This window comes from Leptolyngbya sp. DQ-M1, assembly GCF_039962505.1.
In the GTDB taxonomy this organism is placed as follows: domain Bacteria; phylum Cyanobacteriota; class Cyanobacteriia; order Leptolyngbyales; family Leptolyngbyaceae; genus Leptolyngbya.
On the sequence record NZ_JAMPLJ010000004.1, the window covers coordinates 460,900 to 480,889 of the forward strand.

At 49.2% G+C, this 19,990-nt stretch carries 17 protein-coding genes and 1 other RNA gene; 7 read left to right on the top strand and 11 right to left on the bottom strand.

Annotation, left to right across the window (positions count from 1 at the left end):
- The first annotated feature begins 23 nt into the window (after positions 1–23).
- Positions 24–2,492: an ATP-dependent DNA helicase RecG gene (gene recG / locus NC981_RS15465; protein ID WP_348243765.1), complete on the top strand. Its 2,469-nt coding sequence runs from the start codon at positions 24–26 to the stop codon at positions 2,490–2,492.
- A 467-nt stretch (positions 2,493–2,959) separates the two neighbouring features.
- On the opposite strand, the gene NC981_RS15470 is transcribed toward recG, so the two are convergent.
- Complete coding sequence (locus NC981_RS15470; RefSeq protein ID WP_348243766.1) at positions 2,960–4,081, bottom strand: peptidoglycan DD-metalloendopeptidase family protein; 1,122 nt, start codon at positions 4,079–4,081, stop codon at positions 2,960–2,962.
- Between the two features lie 470 nt (positions 4,082–4,551).
- On the opposite strand from NC981_RS15470, the gene pgeF reads away from it, so the two are divergent.
- Positions 4,552–5,322, top strand: coding sequence for a peptidoglycan editing factor PgeF (gene pgeF / locus NC981_RS15475; RefSeq protein WP_348243767.1), 771 nt, complete (start codon positions 4,552–4,554; stop codon positions 5,320–5,322).
- A gap of 193 nt (positions 5,323–5,515) precedes the next feature.
- Here pgeF and NC981_RS15480 read toward each other — a convergent pair whose 3' ends face one another.
- The 3 genes from NC981_RS15480 to NC981_RS15490 form a co-directional block, all read right to left on the bottom strand.
- On the bottom strand, positions 5,516–6,751 hold the full coding sequence (locus tag NC981_RS15480) for an inner-membrane translocator (protein WP_348243768.1): 1,236 nt from the start codon (positions 6,749–6,751) through the stop codon (positions 5,516–5,518).
- Positions 6,748–7,575: an ATP-binding cassette domain-containing protein gene (locus tag NC981_RS15485; RefSeq protein ID WP_348243769.1), complete on the bottom strand. Its 828-nt coding sequence runs from the start codon at positions 7,573–7,575 to the stop codon at positions 6,748–6,750. Before NC981_RS15485 ends, NC981_RS15480 begins: the two co-directional genes overlap by 4 nt.
- A gap of 157 nt (positions 7,576–7,732) precedes the next feature.
- On the bottom strand, positions 7,733–8,932 hold the full coding sequence (locus NC981_RS15490) for a sugar ABC transporter substrate-binding protein (RefSeq protein WP_348243770.1): 1,200 nt from the start codon (positions 8,930–8,932) through the stop codon (positions 7,733–7,735).
- A gap of 532 nt (positions 8,933–9,464) precedes the next feature.
- Here NC981_RS15490 and NC981_RS15495 point away from each other — a divergent pair.
- A complete protein-coding gene (locus tag NC981_RS15495) occupies positions 9,465–9,839 on the top strand; it encodes a DUF4870 domain-containing protein (RefSeq protein ID WP_348243771.1) in 375 nt (124 codons plus the stop codon).
- Positions 9,840–9,905: 66 nt separating this feature from the next.
- Here NC981_RS15495 and NC981_RS15500 read toward each other — a convergent pair whose 3' ends face one another.
- Positions 9,906–10,640: a DUF561 domain-containing protein gene (locus tag NC981_RS15500; RefSeq protein WP_348243772.1), complete on the bottom strand. Its 735-nt coding sequence runs from the start codon at positions 10,638–10,640 to the stop codon at positions 9,906–9,908.
- Positions 10,641–10,720: 80 nt separating this feature from the next.
- Here NC981_RS15500 and NC981_RS15505 point away from each other — a divergent pair, with 80 nt between their 5' ends.
- Together NC981_RS15505 and NC981_RS15510 are read left to right on the top strand one after the other, a co-directional pair.
- Entirely contained in the window at positions 10,721–11,242 is a 522-nt protein-coding gene (locus tag NC981_RS15505; RefSeq protein ID WP_348243773.1) for a GNAT family N-acetyltransferase, read from the top strand.
- Complete coding sequence (locus NC981_RS15510) at positions 11,235–12,029, top strand: polysaccharide deacetylase family protein (protein ID WP_348243774.1); 795 nt, start codon at positions 11,235–11,237, stop codon at positions 12,027–12,029. The genes NC981_RS15505 and NC981_RS15510 overlap by 8 nt, the downstream gene beginning before the upstream one ends.
- A 29-nt stretch (positions 12,030–12,058) precedes the next feature.
- On the opposite strand, the gene ssrA is transcribed toward NC981_RS15510, so the two are convergent.
- Positions 12,059–12,448, bottom strand: a transfer-messenger RNA (tmRNA) gene (gene ssrA, locus NC981_RS15515).
- A 115-nt stretch (positions 12,449–12,563) separates the two neighbouring features.
- Complete coding sequence (locus tag NC981_RS15520; RefSeq protein ID WP_190377840.1) at positions 12,564–14,216, bottom strand: AarF/ABC1/UbiB kinase family protein; 1,653 nt, start codon at positions 14,214–14,216, stop codon at positions 12,564–12,566.
- A 169-nt stretch (positions 14,217–14,385) separates the two neighbouring features.
- Here NC981_RS15520 and NC981_RS15525 point away from each other — a divergent pair, with 169 nt between their 5' ends.
- Positions 14,386–14,883: a hypothetical protein gene (locus tag NC981_RS15525; protein WP_348243775.1), complete on the top strand. Its 498-nt coding sequence runs from the start codon at positions 14,386–14,388 to the stop codon at positions 14,881–14,883.
- Positions 14,884–15,041: 158 nt separating this feature from the next.
- On the opposite strand, the gene NC981_RS15530 is transcribed toward NC981_RS15525, so the two are convergent.
- Together NC981_RS15530 and NC981_RS15535 are read right to left on the bottom strand one after the other, a co-directional pair.
- The gene (locus NC981_RS15530; protein ID WP_348243776.1) at positions 15,042–15,992 is read right to left on the bottom strand and encodes a zinc ABC transporter substrate-binding protein; all 951 of its coding nucleotides are present in this window, start codon (positions 15,990–15,992) and stop codon (positions 15,042–15,044) included.
- A 64-nt stretch (positions 15,993–16,056) separates the two neighbouring features.
- Complete coding sequence (locus tag NC981_RS15535) at positions 16,057–16,512, bottom strand: hypothetical protein (RefSeq protein ID WP_348243777.1); 456 nt, start codon at positions 16,510–16,512, stop codon at positions 16,057–16,059.
- 159 nt (positions 16,513–16,671) lie between these two features.
- Between NC981_RS15535 and cobS the strand changes: the two genes are divergently transcribed.
- On the top strand, positions 16,672–17,394 hold the full coding sequence (gene cobS, locus NC981_RS15540) for an adenosylcobinamide-GDP ribazoletransferase (RefSeq protein WP_348243778.1): 723 nt from the start codon (positions 16,672–16,674) through the stop codon (positions 17,392–17,394).
- Here cobS and NC981_RS15545 read toward each other — a convergent pair.
- Positions 17,365–18,156: an ion transporter gene (locus tag NC981_RS15545; RefSeq protein WP_348243779.1), complete on the bottom strand. Its 792-nt coding sequence runs from the start codon at positions 18,154–18,156 to the stop codon at positions 17,365–17,367. The genes cobS and NC981_RS15545 overlap by 30 nt on opposite strands.
- Positions 18,157–18,229: 73 nt before the next feature.
- Positions 18,230–19,915, bottom strand: coding sequence for a GTPase HflX (gene hflX, locus NC981_RS15550; protein ID WP_348243951.1), 1,686 nt, complete (start codon positions 19,913–19,915; stop codon positions 18,230–18,232).
- Positions 19,916–19,990 lie beyond the last annotated feature (75 nt).

Sequence of the window (19,990 nt, forward strand, 5' to 3'; positions counted from 1 at the left end):
ATCGCTTCACCTGACTGAGTTTTATGGATTTGGTACGGTTACAAAAGGCGCTATCGGTGGAAGCCGATCGCGGATTTAATGATCTGGAGGGGAACCAGTACCGCTTCAGCGAATTTTTGCATCTGATTCTGAGCGAATCGACTAACGAACTGCCCAAATCGGAAAAAGAACGGTGTCGCTCGATCGCGAGTCAATACGCCAAATATCCAGAACTTGAATTCTCACAGCGTCAGCATCTCGTCGCTGAGACTCGTCGCTTTCTTTACCAAGTTAAAAAATTTGAAGAGAAGGTAGCCGAAAAGTTGGCACCTAAAACTGAGGAAAAGAAAGCTGCTCCGCGTCCTGCTGTGGTTTCTGTTGCTCCCACTCCAGAAACCCCGACTCGCGATATTCCGCTGACGCAAGCGGTGACTTATCTCGCCGGGATTGGCTCGAAAAGCGCTGAAAAACTTGCCAAACTCGGACTCTATTATGTTCGGGATGTCTTGTACTACTACCCACGCGACTACATCGACTACGCCCGCCAAGTGCATATCCGCGAACTTGAAGTCGGGGAAACGGTGACGATCGTTGCTACGGTCAAAAACTGCAACTGCTTCACCAGTCCGCGAAACAGCAAACTTACGATTTTAGAGTTGACGATTCAAGACTCAAGCGGACAGATGAAGATTAGCCGCTTTTATATGGGCAGTCGGTTCGCCAGCCGTGGATGGCAAGAACAGCAAAAACGGCTTTATCCAAAAGGAGCCTCGATCGCAGCCTCCGGATTAGTCAAGCAAACAAAATTCGGAGTCAGTCTCGAAGACCCCGATATCGAAGTGCTCGATGATTCTGGAGATTCCCTCACTTCTCCGACGGTGGCGCGGATTGTTCCGGTTTATCCCCTAACCGAAGGAGTTGGAGCCGATTTAGTGCGTCGAGCGGTGACGGCTTCTCTGCCTGCGATCGTGAATTTGCATGAACCGATCCCCAAAGGACTTTTAACTGAATATAACTTGACTGGAATTCAAGAGGCGATCGCAAATATTCACTTTCCCGCTGATTCTGATGCGCTGGAGTTGGCGCGTCGTCGGTTAGTCTTTGATGAATTCTTTTATCTCCAACTGGGTTTGCTCAAACGTCGATACGAACAACGACAAACTCAAGCCAGTGCCGTTCTTGCATCAACTGGAAAACTAATCGACGATTTTCACAAACTGCTACCGTTTGAACTGACCAATGCTCAGGAACGAGTGGTCAACGATATTCTCAACGATCTGCAAAGACCGATCCCGATGAATCGCTTAGTCCAAGGCGATGTTGGATCCGGAAAAACCGTTGTCGCTGTCATCACGATTCTGGCAGCAATTCAATCGGGCTATCAAGCTGCGTTTATGGCTCCGACCGAGGTGCTTGCAGAACAGCACTACCGCAAATTGGTCGGCTGGTTTAATCAACTGCATCTCCCGGTCGAACTGCTGACGGGATCAACCAAAGCCGCCAAACGTCGCGAAATCCACAACGGGTTACAAACCGGGGAACTGCCGCTACTGGTTGGAACCCATGCCCTAATTCAAGATACGGTCAGCTTCGATCGCTTAGGCTTGGTGGTGATCGATGAGCAGCACCGCTTTGGAGTCGAACAGCGCGCCCGACTTCAGCAAAAGGGCGAACATCCCCACGTCCTCACCATGACCGCAACGCCGATTCCGCGCACTCTGGCGCTAACGCTGCATGGAGATTTAGACGTGAGCCAGATCGATGAACTGCCACCCGGACGCAAACCGATTCAAACAACCGTACTAGCTGGGCGCGATCGTCAACAGGCGTATGACCTGATGAAGCGCGAAATTGCTCAAGGACGACAAATTTACATCGTCTTGCCTCTGGTCGAAGAGTCGGAGAAATTGGATCTCAAGTCTGCGATCGACGAACACCAACACCTCAGAGATGATATCTTCCCAGATTTCAATGTCGGGTTACTCCACGGTCGCATGACTTCTGCCGAAAAAGACGAAGCTATCACCGAGTTTCGTGACAACAAAACTCAAATTCTTGTATCCACTACGGTTGTCGAAGTTGGGGTCGATGTTCCGAATGCCACTGTGATGATGATCGAACACGCAGAGCGGTTTGGACTCTCACAACTGCATCAACTTCGGGGTCGAGTCGGACGCGGCGGCTCGCAGTCGTTCTGCTTGCTGATGAGCAGTTCCAAGAGCGAAACTGCACGACAGCGATTAAAAGTTCTCGAACAGTCGCAAGATGGCTTCTTCATCTCTGAGATGGACATGCGATTTCGAGGGCCGGGTGCGGTGCTTGGAACACGGCAATCGGGCTTACCAGATTTTGCGCTAGCAAGTTTAGTTGAAGATCAAGAAGTGCTGGAAATGGCGCGAGATGCAGCAGAAAGAACTATACAGAAAGACCCAACGATCGAGCGGTGGAACGCCATGAAAGCCGAACTTGACTATCGCTACCGGAGACTCATGGGCGGCGCGATTTTAACTTAGTGCTAGGGTTCGGAAAAGTTTTACGATCGTTGCGAATTTTTGCAGCTTCCGGTTTTGTGGCTTCGTCTGCGGTATGTCTTTAGCTAGAAGCTATCTATTCAACTTCTCAGAACTGAGTAAGAGGAATTGCTCAGTGATAATTATTAAAATGTGTTGTATCTTTATAAAACTTATAAGCTTTGATCTATTCTGTTAAGGCTTAGCCAAAAAATAACTTAGACGCATTATTCTACATCCACCTAGTTTTCTCTTCAACTGCTATGGCAACCTTCGTTTTAATTAAATTCGTCGCAGTCGCTTCGCTTAGTTATTTCCTTTTTCTCAGCCTTCTTGCTGGAACCTTGGACAGTCCCTTCACCTTCATTGATGCTGGACTTCTCTGGTTGATTGGTAAAAAAATGTGACCCCACACTGTTAGATTGTGAGGTCAACAACTTCTTCTAGCCCCTGCGTGGGGCTTTTTTCAACTAAGAACCTGGATTTTGCGGATTCTGTTGTGTCACCTGCATCGACTTAACGAGCTGCGCGACTGACTGTTCTAGCGAGGCTCCTGCATCTTGAGCTACCCAACCGCCTTCTGGAGTTTGCTGACGGAACTCAAAATGCAAGTGAGGCCCCGTCGAGTTGCCGGTGCTACCGACCCGACCAATTACGGTTCCTTGCTTCACGACATCTCCGGGCTTCACGAAGATTTCTGACAAGTGAGCATATAGCGTTTGCTGCGATCCATTTGTGTGTTCTAGCGCGATCGCTAACCCATATCCCCCAAAGAAATCCGCCATAATCACGCGACCGGTGAGTGCTGCTAATACCGGAGTTCCCATCGGTGCGCCCAAATCTGTCCCCGTGTGCAGTCGCTGATCGCCTGTGATGGGGTGAACCCGCCAACCAAAGACAGAGGTAATCGCACTGGGAATCGAGAGCGGGAAGAGTAAGCGGACATCCCCGTTACCGGGAAGACCGAGCGGACGAACCGTGCGATTGAAGTAATCTTGGACAAACGAGGGTGGTACGATCGAAGGTGGTGCCCAGCTTGAAGCAGTTTCCGTTGAAGGAGCTTCAGCTTCAGCTTCAGCTTCAGGCTGAGCCGGGTTGAATTTCGGACGAATCACTCCAGAAATTGCTTTGGAAACCGCGTTGGCAATTCCAGTCGTTTTAGGCTTCACCGTCGTTACTTTGGGGGCGGAATCGCGTTTTTCAATCACGATCGAGCTAGGGGGCACGTAGTTAGGTGCCGGATTCTCCGGTGCAGCCTGCGGCTTGACTAAGGGAGATTCCGAAACAGGAGAAGACTCTGGGATTTCGATTTCAACGGGTGGTGTCGGATCAGGAGCTTCTTTTTCCGGAGCGGCGGGTGCAGGAGTGGTAGGCGATGATGCCGATGCAGTCGGCGTTAAGTCCGCAGCCGTGGGCGCAACAACGACCGGAGAAGGCGAAGCGGCCACGCTTGTCTGCAGCGAAGTTGTCGGAGCAGCTTGCGCCAGCGTTATCCCACTACTAAAAACCCCCAGACTACTCAAACATCCGAGCCGTCTTAATAATTGCTTGCGGTTGCGAAGGGGTCGAATCGGGGTGGGTCGCTGCGTCATACGGTAATGTCCTCTCTCAGGCTTGCTCGTGTTCATTCGTCGATGATGACTCTGACTAAGTTCCACTCGATCGCTGCGCTGCACGGTGGGTACGTCGGGCGATTTCTTTACACTAATTAACTATATTCCAGAGACATAGTACCGGTTTTTGGGTACAAGTCCGGAGGGGTAGGCTTAGTTTTACGGAATCCACATATTTGCACAGATTTGGCTGTGAAGTCTGCTGCTATGGAATTCCGTCCGCTATGATGCCTGATTTCTCGCGAGTGAGAACACCTTTCTGGAATAAAAGAGGATTTGGCACTGAGTAAAAGCGCCGAATTTTGCAGCTTGAAGGTACAGTAGTTTCCCGCAGTTGTCTCAGTTGTGACCTGTCGTAAATTCACAAAAACTTTAATCTTGGAGGAGCCTACTACACTAGCAGCTCAATAAACCGTTACGATGGCAACAGAATTTCGTGGATGCCCCTCATGCACACTTGGCACTGGCAAACCTGGAACGATCTGCCTTATCTCACTTGCAGCCTTCTAGAACCTTGGCAGCACGGCTTTTTTACGCAACAGTTTTCGCCCCGATCGCCGTTTGAACTCACCGAGGTGCTTGATCCGACGGTTGAGATTTACCGCGTTCATCAGGTGCATGGCAATGTGGTTTTATCACCTTCTGAGTTAGAGAACCCACACGATCGCGAGAATTTTGCTCAGGCAGATGGATTAATGACGGAGCGCTCGCAGCAGGCGGTCTGGGCGTGTAGTGCGGATTGTACGCCCGCTTTGATTGGAGATGTGAAAACGGGGAATGCTGCGGCGGTGCATGCGGGCTGGCGGGGAACGGCGCAAAAAATTGTGCCTGTAGCGATCGAGAAGCTGCGATCGCAAGGGAGTCGCCTTGAAGATCTACGCATTGCTTTAGGTCCGGCGATCGCAGGTGAGGTGTATCAAGTTTCGCATCAAGTGGCGCTAGAAGTGGGAGCGACGATCGAGCCGAATCCAGATTTAGAGAAGTTACTGAGATTGCCGAATTCGCCGATTTTAAGGGACTCGGCAGCAGGACGATCGCGCTTAGATGTCCGGCGGGTGATTGCAATCCAATTAGAACGAATGGGAATTACGGCAGAACAGATTGCGATCGCGCCTCACTGTACATATCAAGATCCAATCAATTTCTTTTCGTATCGGCGGGAGAAGCTGAAGAAGGTTCAATGGTCGGGCATTGTGAGTCGTGGAGCAGCCTGCGGCTGATGTTGGTTTCGCAGTCTAAAGCTTCGTTGCTGTCGGATTTGCGCCCCCTAAATCCCCCACTCGTGGGGGACTTGGAGAAAAGAGAATTCCCAAATTGAAGTAGTTCTCTAGCTTTCAAAGTTCCCCAGAATGGGGAATTTAGGGGGCAAAACCGCTCAAACCGAAGCGGAAAACCTCGTCGAACTCGCGTTCTTTACTTGCCGCGTACCGGATTAGCTCGTCGGACTAAAGCATCTGCCGTAACAGCCAACACTAGCACCGCACCTTGGACAATATTCTTGATGCTTTGATCCTGGTTGAGCAAGTCCAAGCCATTGTCTAAACTGCCAATGACCAGCGCACCCAAAATCACTGCCCAAACTGAGCCGCGTCCTCCGAATAAACTGACTCCACCGATAACCGCCGCCGCGATCGCATTTAACAACAATGTCGCACTAATTTGAGTGGCAACGGCGGTACTGCGCGAAGTCAGCATAATGCCCGCTAGGGCGGCTAAAACGGATGCCAAAGTAAAGACCGTCATCTTCATGCCAATGACATTAATCCCGGCACGTCTTGCCGCTTCTTCATTACCACCCACCGCATAGAGGTGACGACCAAACGGCGTTTTTCTCAAAATCAGCCAGAACACAAGGACGATTCCCAGCGAAATCAGGACGGCTTGAGGAACACCTTGATAAGTTTGAAATAGGAATACGATCAAGATGATGCTGGCAAAAATCCCTGCAACTTGAGCGATCAACGTTGTGGGGCGCTTCACCGGGAGTCCGGCTTTGACTCGTCGCTGACGTTCATACCAAACCCCGATCGCATACAAAGCAGCAACGACAAGCGGTAGCCCCCAACCGACGATCGGATTAAGATAGGTCGGTGCGAGCGCCCGAATCGCTGGATCACGCACAATCAAAGTCGTTTGCCGTCCCAACACCAGCAGCAAAAATCCGGCATAACCGATCGACCCCGCCAACGTCACAATGAACGAAGGAACCCGCAAGATTGCGATAAAGAATCCATTGACTAAGCCGATTAATGCACCAATCACAAGTGCAGCGAGAATCGAAGGAATTGCCCCCCAATTTTGGTAAACCGAGACGGTCGCCATGACTGCGGCACAAGCTTGCGCCACGGCTGCTAAGCTTAAATCGATCTCACCCAGAAGTAGAACCAAAACCGCAGCAGTGCTGAGAATACTAATAACAACAATTTGTTGAGTCAGATTGGTTAAATTTCGAGCCTGGAGAAAGACACCGCCCGTGGTGACTTGGAAATATAGCGTGATTAATGCAAGAGTGAAAACAACAGGAAGGAATCCTAAATCACCTCGCATGAGTGATCGCAAGCTAAACGACGATCGCTGAAGATTAGATTGTGGATCGCTCATTTCTGCATTCACCGAGGAGCGATCGTCTTGGCGTGTATTGGTTTTCATGTCATTTCTGGAGTAGGAACGGCAGGATCGCGATGTTCTGCGCCTGTAATGGCGGCGACAACTTGTTCTGAAGTGGAATTTTTGATGTCAAAGGTGGCAGTACGCTGACCCAAACGCATCACAATGACGCGATCGCAGACCTCAAAAACATCGTGCAAATTGTGGGAAATCACCACAACGGCTAGACCTTGTTGTTTGAGGCGGAGAATGAGATTCAAGACCTGCCGAGTTTGTACGACTCCCAGCGCCGCCGTTGGCTCGTCGAGTAGGACGACTTTCGGCTGCCGCAGAATGGTTTTTGCTACTGCAATACATTGCCGCTGTCCCCCGGAAAGCGTCGCCACCGGACGACGAACCGAGGGAATTTTGACATTGAGCGTTCTGAGAACTTCGATCGTGCGGCGTTCCATTTCGGTTTCATCGAGCGCTTTGAGAACGCCTGGAATGACCCATCGATAGGCTTCTCGACCGAGCCACAAATTCGCCACAACATCGAGGTTGTCACAAAGCGCTAAGTCTTGGTAAACGGTTTCAATTCCTAATCGAGTGGCATCTTGCGGTGACGCGATCGACACGGGTTGTCCATCAATCAAAATTTCACCGGAGTCTGGAACATATGCGCCAGACATGGTTTTAACCAGTGTAGATTTGCCTGCACCGTTGTCTCCGACTAAACCGACCACTTCGCCTGCATACGCCTCAAAATCGACGTTTTTCAGCGCTTGGACTCCTCCGAATGATTTATTGATGTTGCGGAGTTGCAGGCGCGGTTGGAGTCGATCGGAGTGCGGTTCTGTTTGGGTTGGTAAAACTGAGTTGTTCATGTTTTCTGGGTTGATTGCTGAGGCGGGGTGATTCAGAAGCGAAATCACCCACTTTCGTTCGCTCGATGGCTTTCTCGCTGCGTTGCGGTCAGCTTCTAGCCCCCTAAATCCCCCACGAGTGGGGGATTTTAAGCCAATTTCGGTACAAAATTCAGAATTAGAGTGAACCTTGTCGATCTGAACCCCCTTGTGCGACTCCTCGACAAATGCCAGTGGTGTCACCGCTTAGTCCATTACAGACTTGAGCTTTATTTAGATAGCCATCTGCTAGAACGGTTTGCTGAACATTAGTTTTATCGACTGCGACTGGAGTAATTAGCGCCGATGCAACTTGTCCGCTTGATTTGAGTGCGGTTTGTCCATTGACGATCGCTCCCGGTTCAGTACCGTTACTCAATGCTGCAACTAACTGTGCAGTGACCTGAGCTTCTTTCGCGATCGGTTTGTAGATGGTCATGGCTTGATCGCCTGTGAGAATGTTCTGGATTCCGGTCAAGGTGGCATCTTGTCCGGTGACGAGAACTTTGCCATCGAGTTTTTGCGCTCTCAAAGCTGCAATCACAGTATTTGCCATGCCATCATTGGCAACATACGCCGCCTGGACATTGTTTCTCTGCTGCGTCAAAATGCCTTCCATGATGGATTGCGCTCTGGCGTTGTCCCAGTTTGGCGTGTACTGATCAAACACTAGATTCAACTGTTTGCTATCGACCAAGGGTTGCAATGCTTTTAATGCACCTTCCCGGAATTGCAGAGCATTGTTATCGGTCTGCGAACCATTAATCATCACCAAGTTTGCACCGGGCTTGAGACCATAAGCGCCTCTGCGGAATTGATCCGCGATGTATTGTCCCTGGAGTTCGCCGACGCGCACATTATCAAACGATACATAGTAAGCTACGTCTGGGTCTTGAATGAAGCGATCGTAAGCGATGACTGGGACTTGACTCGCTTTGGCTTTTTGCACAATCACCGATGCTTTGTCGCTGTCTTGTGGATCAACAACGAGAATGCAGGCACCCTTGGTTAATGCTGCCTCCGCTTGGTTTTGTTGAGTATCTGCATTGTTGTTCGCATTGGCATATTGGATGGTGGCATCTGGAAGTTGGGCTTTGATTTCCTTTTCGAGCAACGGTCGATCGTAAGCTTCGTATCGAGCCGATGAGTCAGATTCGGGTAAGAGAACACCAATGTTTTTGCAACCTTTTGCTGCGGCAAATCTTGTATCTGTGTTTGTGCCCGAAGTGGGATTGTTTGCAGAATTATTCGCAGCATTGTTTTGGTTACTACAGGCTGCAAACAGCGCCACACTCATTAATGGTAAAAAGCTGTAAATTAGTTTTGAAAAACGTTTCATTTCTGCCGTCCTAGAGTCTGAGTCTTGTAGCGAACGCGGAGATTCTTTAGTTACTGTGTTGCAGATTTGCGAGGAACTTAACAGCGTCAGCTTGCTACTTCAGGAAGAGTAGAAATAGAAGCTATACTGCTGAGTTTTGTATAGACTTTCCTTGTTTCAACACAGCAACAAAATAGCGATCGTATTAGTTCCTAGTTCTATTACTTTTGAAGTTCAGAGATTAGTTACTAATCGCGATCCCCATCTATTTGACATTAGATTTCTTCGCTTAATTTCAGCCTCTACCGCGAGAATGAGTAGCAGGAGTTACTAAATCTTTCTTCACATCTCTAATCGCGCTATGCGTAAAAATCGCGTTATATCGTGAATTGAGCATTGAAGCGTTGCCCGATCGTTATCGTTTCTTAAAATTAATCTATCCAAGGTAAAAGGCGACGGGTTTTTTAAGTACGGTAAACTGCACTACTACGGGCATTGATTAGAAGGATACGATCGAGCCTGTAAGGAAAAAGCACTATAGGAGAAATCCAGGATGCAGACCACATTCGATACTAATCAGCGCCGCTTGTTATCCTGCTTAAGTCATGGCGCAATTTTCTTTAGTACAACCTTGTTCTCGATCGGCGTTCCTATTGCAATCAATTTGCTGTCGGATGACCCAGTGGTCAAAGCTAACGCTAAAGAATCGATGAATTTTCACCTGAATGTTTGGTTCTGGGCGGCGGTGATTGGTATCCCGGTCGGAATTCTATCGTTCTTAACCTTTGGATTGGGTGGATTGCTGTTCTTCCCGGTGATTGGATTTGGCTTTTTGCTACATTGGGGATTGACAATTTGGGCGCTTGCACATTGTTTAAGCAAACCCGATGAGCCGTTCCGCTATCCGTTTATTTTCCGATTATTCTAGAAATTTCCAAAATCACTGTTAAACCCGTAACGATCGTATTGTTATGACCGTTACGGGTTTTTGCGTTTAAACGTTGACCGAAGCGCGATCGAGAGATTCAACCAGCGATCGAACGGCTGCAATCATTGCGACTTCGCTATCGAGCTTGTGAATTGCGCTTCCCACGCCCACACCCGAAGCACCAGCAGCGATCGCCAACGGAGCCGTTACGCTCGACAAACCAGATGCACAGAGAACTGGAATGTTGATCGCTCTTGAGATTTCGTAAGCTGCTGCTAAGGTCGGAGCTGCCTTTTCAATCAATCCTAACGCGCCGGAGTGTGCAGGACTCGAAGAAGTTCCGCCCTCGGTTTGAATCATGTCCGCACCTGCTTTCACCAGCTCTTCTGCCAGTTGGACTTGCTGATCCAAAGGCAAAATGTGAGGCACAGTGACGGAGAGCGTGACATGAGGCAGGAGAGCGCGAGTTGCTTGAGTCAGTGCCAAAACTTCCTCAGCTTCAAAGCGACGACCTTGAGCGTAGAAACTGTCGAAGTTTCCGATTTCGATTAAATCTGCGCCGGACTCGATCGCCATGACAAATTGTTCAGGCTCGACCGCAGAGACGCAAATCGGCAGGCTGGTTAGTTGTTTCGCCAGGCGAATCAGGTCGGCATCGGCAGCGATATCAACGAAAGTAGCACCGCCACGATCGGCAGCCTTAATCACCGCAGCAACGTTGTTTGCATCAAAATTGTTCAAGCCGCTAATGACTTTGAGAGCGCGACCTTGAGCGAGAGCAGTTTGTAGCGTAGAAATCATAGTGTTTCATCATCGTGAAATGAGTACAGATCATTGTGCCAGTATTAGGAGATGTCAGCTAGGGGAGAGCGTCATTATCAATGCAGGAATTAGAGACAGAACGCTTGTGGTTACGTCAGTTCAGGCGAGAAGATTTGGATCGGATGGCAGAAATTTTTGGCGATCCGGTGGTGATGCGATTCATTGCGTCTGGAACAAAGACGCGATCGCAACTCGAAGCAGAATTTCCCATGATCCTTCAGCGCTACAACTGTTCTGAGTTTGGAATGTGGGCAGTGGTTGAGAAAGCAAGTCAAACGTTGCTAGGCCGATGTGGATTGATTTATCTCGATGGAACGCCAGAAATCGAGCTAGGATATGCCCTGGATAAGGCGTACTGGAATCGGGGGATTGCGACAGAGGCATCGATCGCCTGTCTGCGATTTGGATTTGAGCAAGTGGGATTAGAGCGAGTTGTTGCGATCTCACAGCCTGAAAATTTGGCATCGCAACGAGTGATGCAAAAAGTGGGCATGACGTTTGAGAAGAACGCGCACTATTACAAAACTGACGTTGTGTATTACGCTATCTCCAAGAATGAGTTTCACGGTTTGCATGGATAAGCTAATTCTGCTGAGTTTTGATGTCGAAGAGTTTGATGTGCCCGAAGAATACGGTCAAACTCTACCAGAAAGCATGAAATTCAAAGTCTCGGCGGAAGGCTTGGACAAGGTTTTGGAGTTGCTCGATCGCTTAAATATTCGAGCCACTTTTTTCATTACTGCAAATTTCGCTATTCATCACCCTTCAACAATTCTCGAAATTGCAAAAAAGCATGAAATCGCCTCGCATGGGTTTTATCATGCTTCGTTTTGTGTGGAAGATTTAGCCCGATCGAAGCAGGCACTAGAAGAAATTACGCATCAAGAAGTCGCTGGATTTAGAATGGCGCGGCTGCAACCTGTGAGCGATCGAGAGATTCAACAAGCCGGATATCGTTACAATTCCTCGATGAATCCTACTTATTTACCGGGTCGCTACAACAATCTTTCTAAACCTCGAATTCCTTATCATTCTGATCGCTTATTAAATATTCCAGTTTCGGTGACACCGTTCATTCGATTTCCTTTGTTTTGGTTAAGCTTTAAGAACCTGCCTTTACCGCTTTATAAGCTCGCTTCTCGAATTACATTAAATTGGGATTTTTACATCAATTTGTATTTTCATCCCTGGGAATTTACGAATATTCGAGGGTATCAATTACCGGGATATATTAAAACGCGATCGGGGCGGGAAATGCTCGATCGCTTGGAGAATTATTTGAGGTGGGTCAGCGCGATCGGTACGTTCGCGACGTTTTCTGAGTTTCAAGCAAAGCTAGATCCTCGTAGCTTGTTTAAACTCTTGTGAGTAGCCAAAAGGTATGGCGTAGTTTTCTAAAGTGGAGCTGACGGGAGTCGAACCCGTGTCCAAACTGGGTATTTACTCTGTCAATCGTTCACAGGTTTAGCTTCTCTAATCCTCGAAGCGGGAACTATCCTTTGTCCCGGATAATGGGATGCTCTGGTATTGTCTTAGCTAAACCGCCAACCAGAGGTGAAGATTTAGCGCAACCGTTGGGGTTTGCTTACTGCCTTTAACGGTGTCAGACTGTAAGCGCTCGAACCTGAATTAGAGGTGTTTTATGCTGCAACAGGTGCAGTTTTACGAGCAAAAGGTACGATGTTGTTTGCATCTATTGTTTTGAGCCTAGATTTACGAGAGTGGACTCCCTCTCGACCTGCATCTCGACGGAACGTTCGCCAACCTGTCGAAACCGTTACAGCCCCGTGATGTTTTCTTATTATAGCGCGAGATTCTGATCTGTGTGGAGCTTTTGCTCGATCGTGTTAAATGCTGCAATGTTAGGTTGTACGCTGAACGTAGTCTAAGCGCATTCTGCTGCTAACGGAGAGCTCCCGATCGCAGAATGCTCAAAATCAACCACAGCCCTAGGAAGCTTGCTGCTGCAAACAGAACATCGCTCACCCAAGTTACCTGACTCAATTGGGTGTTGGAAGAAATGATCGCTGCACCCATAATCAATGATCCGACCACAATACTAAATGACATGCGATTTGCAGAAGCATCGATCGTGCGGCGGAGCGGTTCTGCTTCTCGAATGGAAAGATTCCACTGCAAAGTTTCTGAAGTCACGCGATCGAGTAAGAGTTCCACTTGGCGCGGAGACTGGAGTGAGAGGTTCTTCACGTCGAGCGCGGTTCGCAATAAAGCAATTAAAGGCGCTTCACCCACAATCTGCCGCTGAAATACTTCAGTCATCATCGGGCGAATTTTATTTGGGATATTGAAGTTTGGATCAAGCGATCGAGCAATGCCTTCTAGGTTGGCGATCGCTTTTGCACAAAGTCCTAAGTTTCCAGGAACCCGCACTTTGTTATCTCGAACAATTTGCAGCACTTCATACACCAATTTGCTGAAGTTCACTTGAGAAATGTTCAAGCTATAGTAGCGCCGCAATAGGCGATCGAATTCAGTTTCGAGCTTGACGCGATTGATCGGTTGAACGGGGGGTGCAAGCTGCAAGACTAGCTGAGTGCAGCGCTGAGCATCCAGATTGACGATCGCTAACACTAATTCCAGAATCAATTGCTGAGTGCGGGGATCAAGCCGCCCAACCATGCCACAGTCGAGCAGTGCGACCCGTCCATCATTGAGATAGAAAACGTTACCGGGATGCGGATCAGCGTGGAAGAAGCCATCTAAACAGATCTGCTGAAAGAAGGCTCTGAGCAATAGAGTGGAGATATCTTCTCGCTGCTGTAAGTCCGTGGTGCCATCAAAGCCGATCGGTGGAAGCGCAGATAAGATTGCGACTCCATCGAGCCATTCCATTGCAATCAGTTTATCGGTAGTGTATTCCCAGTAGATTTGAGGCACGACTAACTGCTTGGAGTCGAACCAGCGCGTATTGCTTAAGTTATGCCGCAGTTGATCGGTATATCGAGCTTCTTGAGTGAAATCGAGTTCATATCTGAGCGCTTCGGCAAACTCTTCTGCGATCGAGACGATATCGTAATACTGACCAAATTCGGTCTGAGCAACTAGGCGAGCGATGAAGCGAATCAGGGAGATGTCTTGCTCGACCACGGCGCTGAGTCCGGGGCGCTGGACTTTGAGTGCAACAGGGCGACCGTCTTTGAGAACGGCGCGATGAGTTTGGGCGATCGATCCTGCGGCGACGGGTTTGTAGTTGATGGAGGCGAAGATTTCTTCGAGCGGCTGGCTAAATTGCTTGCGTAACATGACTTCGACTTCTGCCCAGTCGATCGGTGGCACTTCGGCTTGTAGAGTAGAAAGGGCATCGATGTATTCGGCGGGCAGGAGGTCGGGACGGGTGCTGAGGAGTTGCCCAAGTTTGACGTAAACAGGACCTAAATCGACCAGAATGTTGCGAAGTACGGCGGGCGGTGGCAGTTTGGGTTCATCGACTTTGCCTCCGGTGAGCAGTCGCCGCATATAGTCCCACCCGTTTCGTAGGACAACTTCTACGATTTCACCTTGACGTGAACTGGTTTGGACAAGTCTAGAAAACATGAAAGAAATCCGGTTAGGGTGAAGGCGAACACTGTCTCCTAAAGTAGCGTAAACGTGATGGTTTCAGCTATCTACTCTGGGGTGGAAGAGGACTCGTTTGCATCGGTTGAAAGTTTCGGATAACCGTCCAAGCGATCGCGGAAAAACAGGTTAGTCTAGGAATAACGCGATGCGAAGGAGACGCGGCATGAATCGGGTTTGGAGCGTGGCAAGTAAGGCGTTTGGTAGTGTATTTCTCTGCGCTGGGGGTGTCGTTTCGCTCTCGCTGTTTTTATTGATCTTGACGCTGCATCCTCCGGCGTGGGCTTCGGCGCTGTTGTCGATTTTGCTGGTGTTTTTTGGCTTGGCTCCGAGCGCGATCGGGGGGTTGCTGCTTTATGTGAGTTCTAAGGCGCATCGTCGGGCGATTCGCGATCGCTTTTTTCAGTTGCTGCATTTGCGGCAGGGGCGGATTTCGGTGCTTGAGTTTTCTAGGGCGACGCAGTTGGAGCCTCAGATGGCACAGCGGCATCTTGATCTGTGGGCGCGGGAGTATGATGCGAATTTTGAGGTGAGCGATGCGGGTGAGATTTATTATGTGTTCTCAACTGAGCGCTTGCTGCCGCCTGCGGGTCAACCGTTTGAGGTGATGCGTCAGGTTGTGCGGGATGTGTTGCGATCGTTTTAAGGTTGATGCTTTCGTTCGCCCATGCGTTGCGCCAACATCTTTTTAATTTGTGAGAATTGCCTTTCTTCAATCGTTGTGCGTTTCAGTCCCGGCAACGGGACTTAACATTTGCAAGTTATAGTGCGATCACCCAAAAATAGTGCGAATATTTTGACATCTCACCCGGTCTGAAACGGAATCACCCTGCCACCCAGCGCCTGCACGATCGTCGTTGTATTCGCCGCCATCATCTTAATGTACGTCTCCCCACTACTTCCCACAGCACCGATCGAATCCGAATACAACTGTTGGGGCGCTAACTTCACCCCCGCCTCTTGCGCCACCGTTTGAATCAACGCTGGATTAATCGTCGTCTCTGCAAAAATCGCTGGAACCCGCGCCGACCTAATCGACTGCACCAATCGCTGCACCGTCTGGGCGCTCGGTTGCTCCTCTGTGCTAATCCCAATCAGCGTCCCTGCGATCGCCAATTGATACGCCTTGCCGTAATACTGAAATGCATCATGCGTCGTTACAAGGAGACGATTTGCGGCAGGAATCGTCTGAACCTGCTGCTTAATCCAGCCATCCAAGCGATTCAACTCGGCAATCAGACGATCGGCATTCTGCGTCATCTTCTCGCGATCGTTCGGCACCAGTTGAATCAGCGCATCCCGAACCACGATCGTCATTTTTGCCACATTTTGCACATCTCCCCAAACGTGCGGATCAGGAACCTTTTGCCCCTCCTTTTCAAGCTGGAGCGGCGTAATCACTTCTCCCACAGCGACCTGACGCGCATTCACTCCGGCGGCCTTTATCAAGCGAATCAATCCCGGCTCTAAGTTATAGCCGTTATACAAAATCAAATTCGCCTTTTCCATTGCGACAGTATCCGCCGGAACAGGCTCGTAGGTATGCGGATCGGCTCCCGGCTTGAGAATTCCAATCACCTGCACCGAATCACCCGCGATCGTCGAGGCTAAATCCGTCAAAATCGTACTGGTCGAAACCACCTGTGGCTTCTGATTCGTCGATTGCTCCTGTTGCCCGCAGCCATGCAGCCAAAGCGCGATCGTACCTCCAGCAATGAATTGCCCAAACTGCCGCCGATTCAACCCCTGTCTCATGGCTCCTCACCGATTTCTCTGACGGAAACCAATTTATCGTGAAGTGTTTAGCAATTCGATCGCTCTAAAGCGAGAAATTTTCTTCGTCGTCAATCTGCACATCTAAACTAGCAGACAATACTTCAGCCACCATCGCTTCAAGCTCTGCCGCATTAATGCCACGATCGACTTGATTCTGCATCGGATTGGTTAGGGGAAGCAGGCGCAAGCGGCGATCGTCCTGAATCAGATCAAACTGCGAACCGTCTGCGGTTTTGCTCAACTGAATGTAATCAAAACTGTAGACATTGAGATAAAGCGTCTGGTTTGCCACCATCGTTGCTCGATGTGGATCAGCAAACACCTCAAGAATGCAGCCTTCTCCTTCGCTCGTTGTTCTACCATCGTGCGTGTGGATATAGCGAACTCGGCTCAAATCGGTTAAAACGCGCTGCATATCTTGCTTGTCGATGATCGTGCCATCGTCAATAATGCAGGGGGCAGGAATTCGAGCATTGCGAGAAAATGAATCGTGGCTCATAACACAAGCAAAGTCAAAGGGTAGACGGAAGTTAAGACCAAGCCTAGCTCAAGTTCTGACTCAAGTTAGATGCTTCCTATCGCAATTATGGCTGCAAATCGGGATTGCGATCCTGACTAAAGGTATTAGAAGTTTACGTTATGTGAATTGATCTGAACAATGATTATCCAAGCCCTAAACCAATGCCTTGCTGCGCTTACGTTTTACACCTGTTTACCGATTCCCACTTCCGCAAATTTAGACTTTCGTGGAATTGCTCGATTTGCGCCGATCGTGGGTTTAATGGTGGGTTTAATCGTAGGCGCTTTAGATTGGGGTTTAGCTTGGCTCGATGTTCCGATCTTAACTCGAAGCGCGATCGCGGTGGCGGTTTGGGTAGCGATTACGGGCGGTTTGCATCTCGATGGCGCAATGGATACAGCCGATGGACTGGCGGTGATGAATCCTGAGCGACGTTTAGAAGTGATGGCAGATAGCGCGACCGGGGCATTTGGGGCAATGACGGCTGTAATTTTGCTGTTGCTCAAAACGATCGCGCTCAGCGATTTGGGGCAGGATCGAATGTGGCTTTTGGCGGGGGTGGCAGGCTGGGGGCGTTGGGGGCAACTGGTGGCGATCGCTCGATATCCCTATCTCAAGCCGGCTGGAAAGGGAGCGTTTCATAAAGAGGCAATCCGATCGCCCTGGGAAGTGGTGCCGACGCTCGTGATTTTAGTCGCGCTAAGTTTAGTGGTGCGTCCGTGGATGATTGCGGGAGGCGCGATCGCAGTGCTAGCGGGCGCTTGGTTCAATTGGAAGTTGGGCGGACAAACCGGAGATACCTATGGGGCGATCGTGGAATGGACAGAGGCGCTATTGCTCTGTTTGCTGACTGCGGTTTAAGCAAGTTCCACAGTTTTTACAAAAATAGGCATCTGAATCGTGAAACGCGAGACCACACTTTGAACACAAAACTTGAATTTGATCCGCAGTTTTTACCAGTCGTTTGATCAAATCTCCAAGCTGCCAGGGAATTAATACAATCCCAGTCAATACCATCAGAGTCGTGAGCAATCGCCCTATTTCTGAAATTGGCGTAATATCTCCCAACCCTGCGGTAGAAATCGTAGAAACAGAGAAATATACCGCATCTAAAAATGTGCCAAATTTGGGATTTACGGTATGTTCAACTTGATAAATAAGCCCTGAGAAGACGAAAATAATCGAGAGAATCGTAAAAATAATTCGCGTAAAGATTGCGCCATCTTCGCTGCTAACATAGCCAAAAATCGTTTTGCCTTGAATAAATCGAATTAATCTAAGAATCCGAAACCAACGAAAAATTCTCAAATAACCTACGTTCGTTCCAATCAGGAAAGGCGCGATCGACAATAAATCAATCACCGAATATAAGCTAAAAATAAATGGCAGTTTTCGCTCAGCACACCAAATTCTTAAACCGTATTCGATCACGAAAACTGCAAGAATTAGGTGTTCGATCGCATCCAGAATTTGCCTAACTTCAACCGGAATCTTATAGGTTTCTGCAACAAAAATTCCCGAAGAAACTAACACTAGCCCCGTAATGAAAAGATTAATTCCTTTTCCTACTGGTGTATCAATATCTTCGAGATAAAACGCAATTTTTTCGCGCAAGGGCAACATACATGAATAAGCTGCTGGGTCTGAGACATTTTGACGCAAAACCCAGCATTTTTAGAAAGAGATTTGGCGACTTCTAATTCGACATCGCATAGCGCACCAGTTGACACAAGCGCTGTCTCAACGTCTCCAATCCCAACCGCTCATTCGCCGAAATAAACGCCGCTTGCGGAAATTCCTCACGCGCGATCGCCAATTGTTCTGCATCTACCTGATCGATTTTGTTAAAGGCTAAAAGCGCAGGCCCCGGAGTAATCGGCATCTCAGACAGAATTTGCATCACCGCTCGAATCTGACTTTGCCAAGCTGGATGTGATAAATCAACCACATGCAGAAGTGCATCCGCTTCGGTAACTTCTTCTAACGTTGCCCGAAACGCATCCATCAGCGAGGGCGGTAACTCATGAATAAATCCAACGGTATCCGTTAATAGAATCTGTGTATTTTGATGAGTTTCCGAATCTGTTACGGTTAGTCTCCGAGTGGTTGGATCAAGGGTTGCAAATAATTGATCTGCTGTATAAACTTCTGCATTCGTTAAAGCATTGAGCAAAGTCGATTTACCTGCATTCGTATAACCCACCACCGCGATCGAGGGCACCTCTTCATGCTGTCTTCGCTGTCTTAATCGGGCACGATGCGCCTGAAGCTGGTTGACTTCCTGCTGGAGCCGTGTGATGCGTCGCTGAATTGCTCGGCGCTCAGTCTCTAGCTTCGTTTCTCCAGGGCCTCTTGTCCCAATCCCGCCACCGAGTCGAGACATTGCCTGTCCGCGTCCTGTAAGCCTCGGCAACATATATTCGAGTTGCGCCAGTTCAACCTGAAGCTTTCCGGCTCCCGACTGAGCGCGTTGAGCAAAAATATCTAAAATCACTTCGGTACGATCGACAATCCGCACCCCGATCTGCATTTCCAAATTGCGAATTTGAGCAGGTGAAAGATCGCGATCGAACACGAGCAAACTGGCTCCAACCGTTTGAGCCGCCAAGGTGATTTCCTGGACTTTTCCTTCTCCCACAACGGTCTGAGGATGGGGACGCGGGCGTTTTTGCGTCATTGTTTGCAGCACTTCGCCACCTGCGGTTTCTACCAGCCGCGCCAGTTCTTGTAGCGCCGTTTTGAAGGCTTGCGGAGAGAATTCGTCCGTTTGCAGTCCCACAATGAGCACCTGATCGTGATCGCGATCGACTTGCTGCGCGACATACTCCCGCCGGAACTCTTCTTCCAGCCCCTCAACCAGCGCCAAAAAATCTTGCTCTGCGATCACATCCAAGCTCAACGGCGGCGAAATCGTCCAATTTGCCTCTGGGTGTGGTACCAAATGCGCCAAATACGCATTTCTTACATAGCCAGTCGCGCCGCCCCCTCTGCGCTCAAATCCTCCTCCTGTCAGCGTTAACGCTACAAACACATCCAAACGCTGAAGCGCCATCACCGTCAGCATCGATTCTCCGGGCGGGTCTTGCTTTAATTGGGTAGCAATACAGCGAATTCCACACAAGCGCTCTGCCCCGTAGCGTGGAAGCTCTAGCATCGGGATCTGAGTTTGCCTCATCGTCCCGACTCCAACGCGAATCACTTGACCGCGACGATTCACATAAGCACAGACAGGCTGACTAATTTCGCAGCTAATTGCGGCAATACGCTGAGCAAACTCAGACGTGGTAATGCGATCGCCGGGTAAGCGTTGATGATACAACCGTTGTAGTTGCTTAATCTGGCTTGATTTTAGACCGTTGAGGTTTCCGTAGACCGTTTCGATAACTCACTTTGCCAAACGCGACTTAATTTCTATCTTAGATCGCTCTTGTCGGTTGGGAATCGGGGAGCGCCATAG

Bases quoted from the DNA above. Each gene is read 5' to 3' on its own strand.
- NC981_RS15525 (WP_348243775.1), top strand. From the start codon at position 14,386: ATGCGAAGGAGACGCGGCATGAATCGGGTTTGGAGCGTGGCAAGTAAG.
- NC981_RS15480 (WP_348243768.1), bottom strand. From the start codon at position 6,751: ATGAAAACCAATACACGCCAAGACGATCGCTCCTCGGTGAATGCAGAA.
- NC981_RS15485 (WP_348243769.1), bottom strand. From the start codon at position 7,575: ATGAACAACTCAGTTTTACCAACCCAAACAGAACCGCACTCCGATCGA.
- NC981_RS15530 (WP_348243776.1), bottom strand. From the start codon at position 15,992: ATGAGACAGGGGTTGAATCGGCGGCAGTTTGGGCAATTCATTGCTGGA.
- recG (WP_348243765.1), top strand. From the start codon at position 24: ATGGATTTGGTACGGTTACAAAAGGCGCTATCGGTGGAAGCCGATCGC.
- NC981_RS15495 (WP_348243771.1), top strand. From the start codon at position 9,465: ATGCAGACCACATTCGATACTAATCAGCGCCGCTTGTTATCCTGCTTA.
- NC981_RS15520 (WP_190377840.1), bottom strand. From the start codon at position 14,216: ATGTTTTCTAGACTTGTCCAAACCAGTTCACGTCAAGGTGAAATCGTA.
- NC981_RS15545 (WP_348243779.1), bottom strand. From the start codon at position 18,156: ATGTTGCCCTTGCGCGAAAAAATTGCGTTTTATCTCGAAGATATTGAT.
- pgeF (WP_348243767.1), top strand. From the start codon at position 4,552: ATGCACACTTGGCACTGGCAAACCTGGAACGATCTGCCTTATCTCACT.
- NC981_RS15470 (WP_348243766.1), bottom strand. From the start codon at position 4,081: ATGACGCAGCGACCCACCCCGATTCGACCCCTTCGCAACCGCAAGCAA.
- cobS (WP_348243778.1), top strand. From the start codon at position 16,672: ATGATTATCCAAGCCCTAAACCAATGCCTTGCTGCGCTTACGTTTTAC.
- NC981_RS15510 (WP_348243774.1), top strand. From the start codon at position 11,235: ATGGATAAGCTAATTCTGCTGAGTTTTGATGTCGAAGAGTTTGATGTG.
- NC981_RS15505 (WP_348243773.1), top strand. From the start codon at position 10,721: ATGCAGGAATTAGAGACAGAACGCTTGTGGTTACGTCAGTTCAGGCGA.
- NC981_RS15500 (WP_348243772.1), bottom strand. From the start codon at position 10,640: ATGATTTCTACGCTACAAACTGCTCTCGCTCAAGGTCGCGCTCTCAAA.
- NC981_RS15490 (WP_348243770.1), bottom strand. From the start codon at position 8,932: ATGAAACGTTTTTCAAAACTAATTTACAGCTTTTTACCATTAATGAGT.
- NC981_RS15535 (WP_348243777.1), bottom strand. From the start codon at position 16,512: ATGAGCCACGATTCATTTTCTCGCAATGCTCGAATTCCTGCCCCCTGC.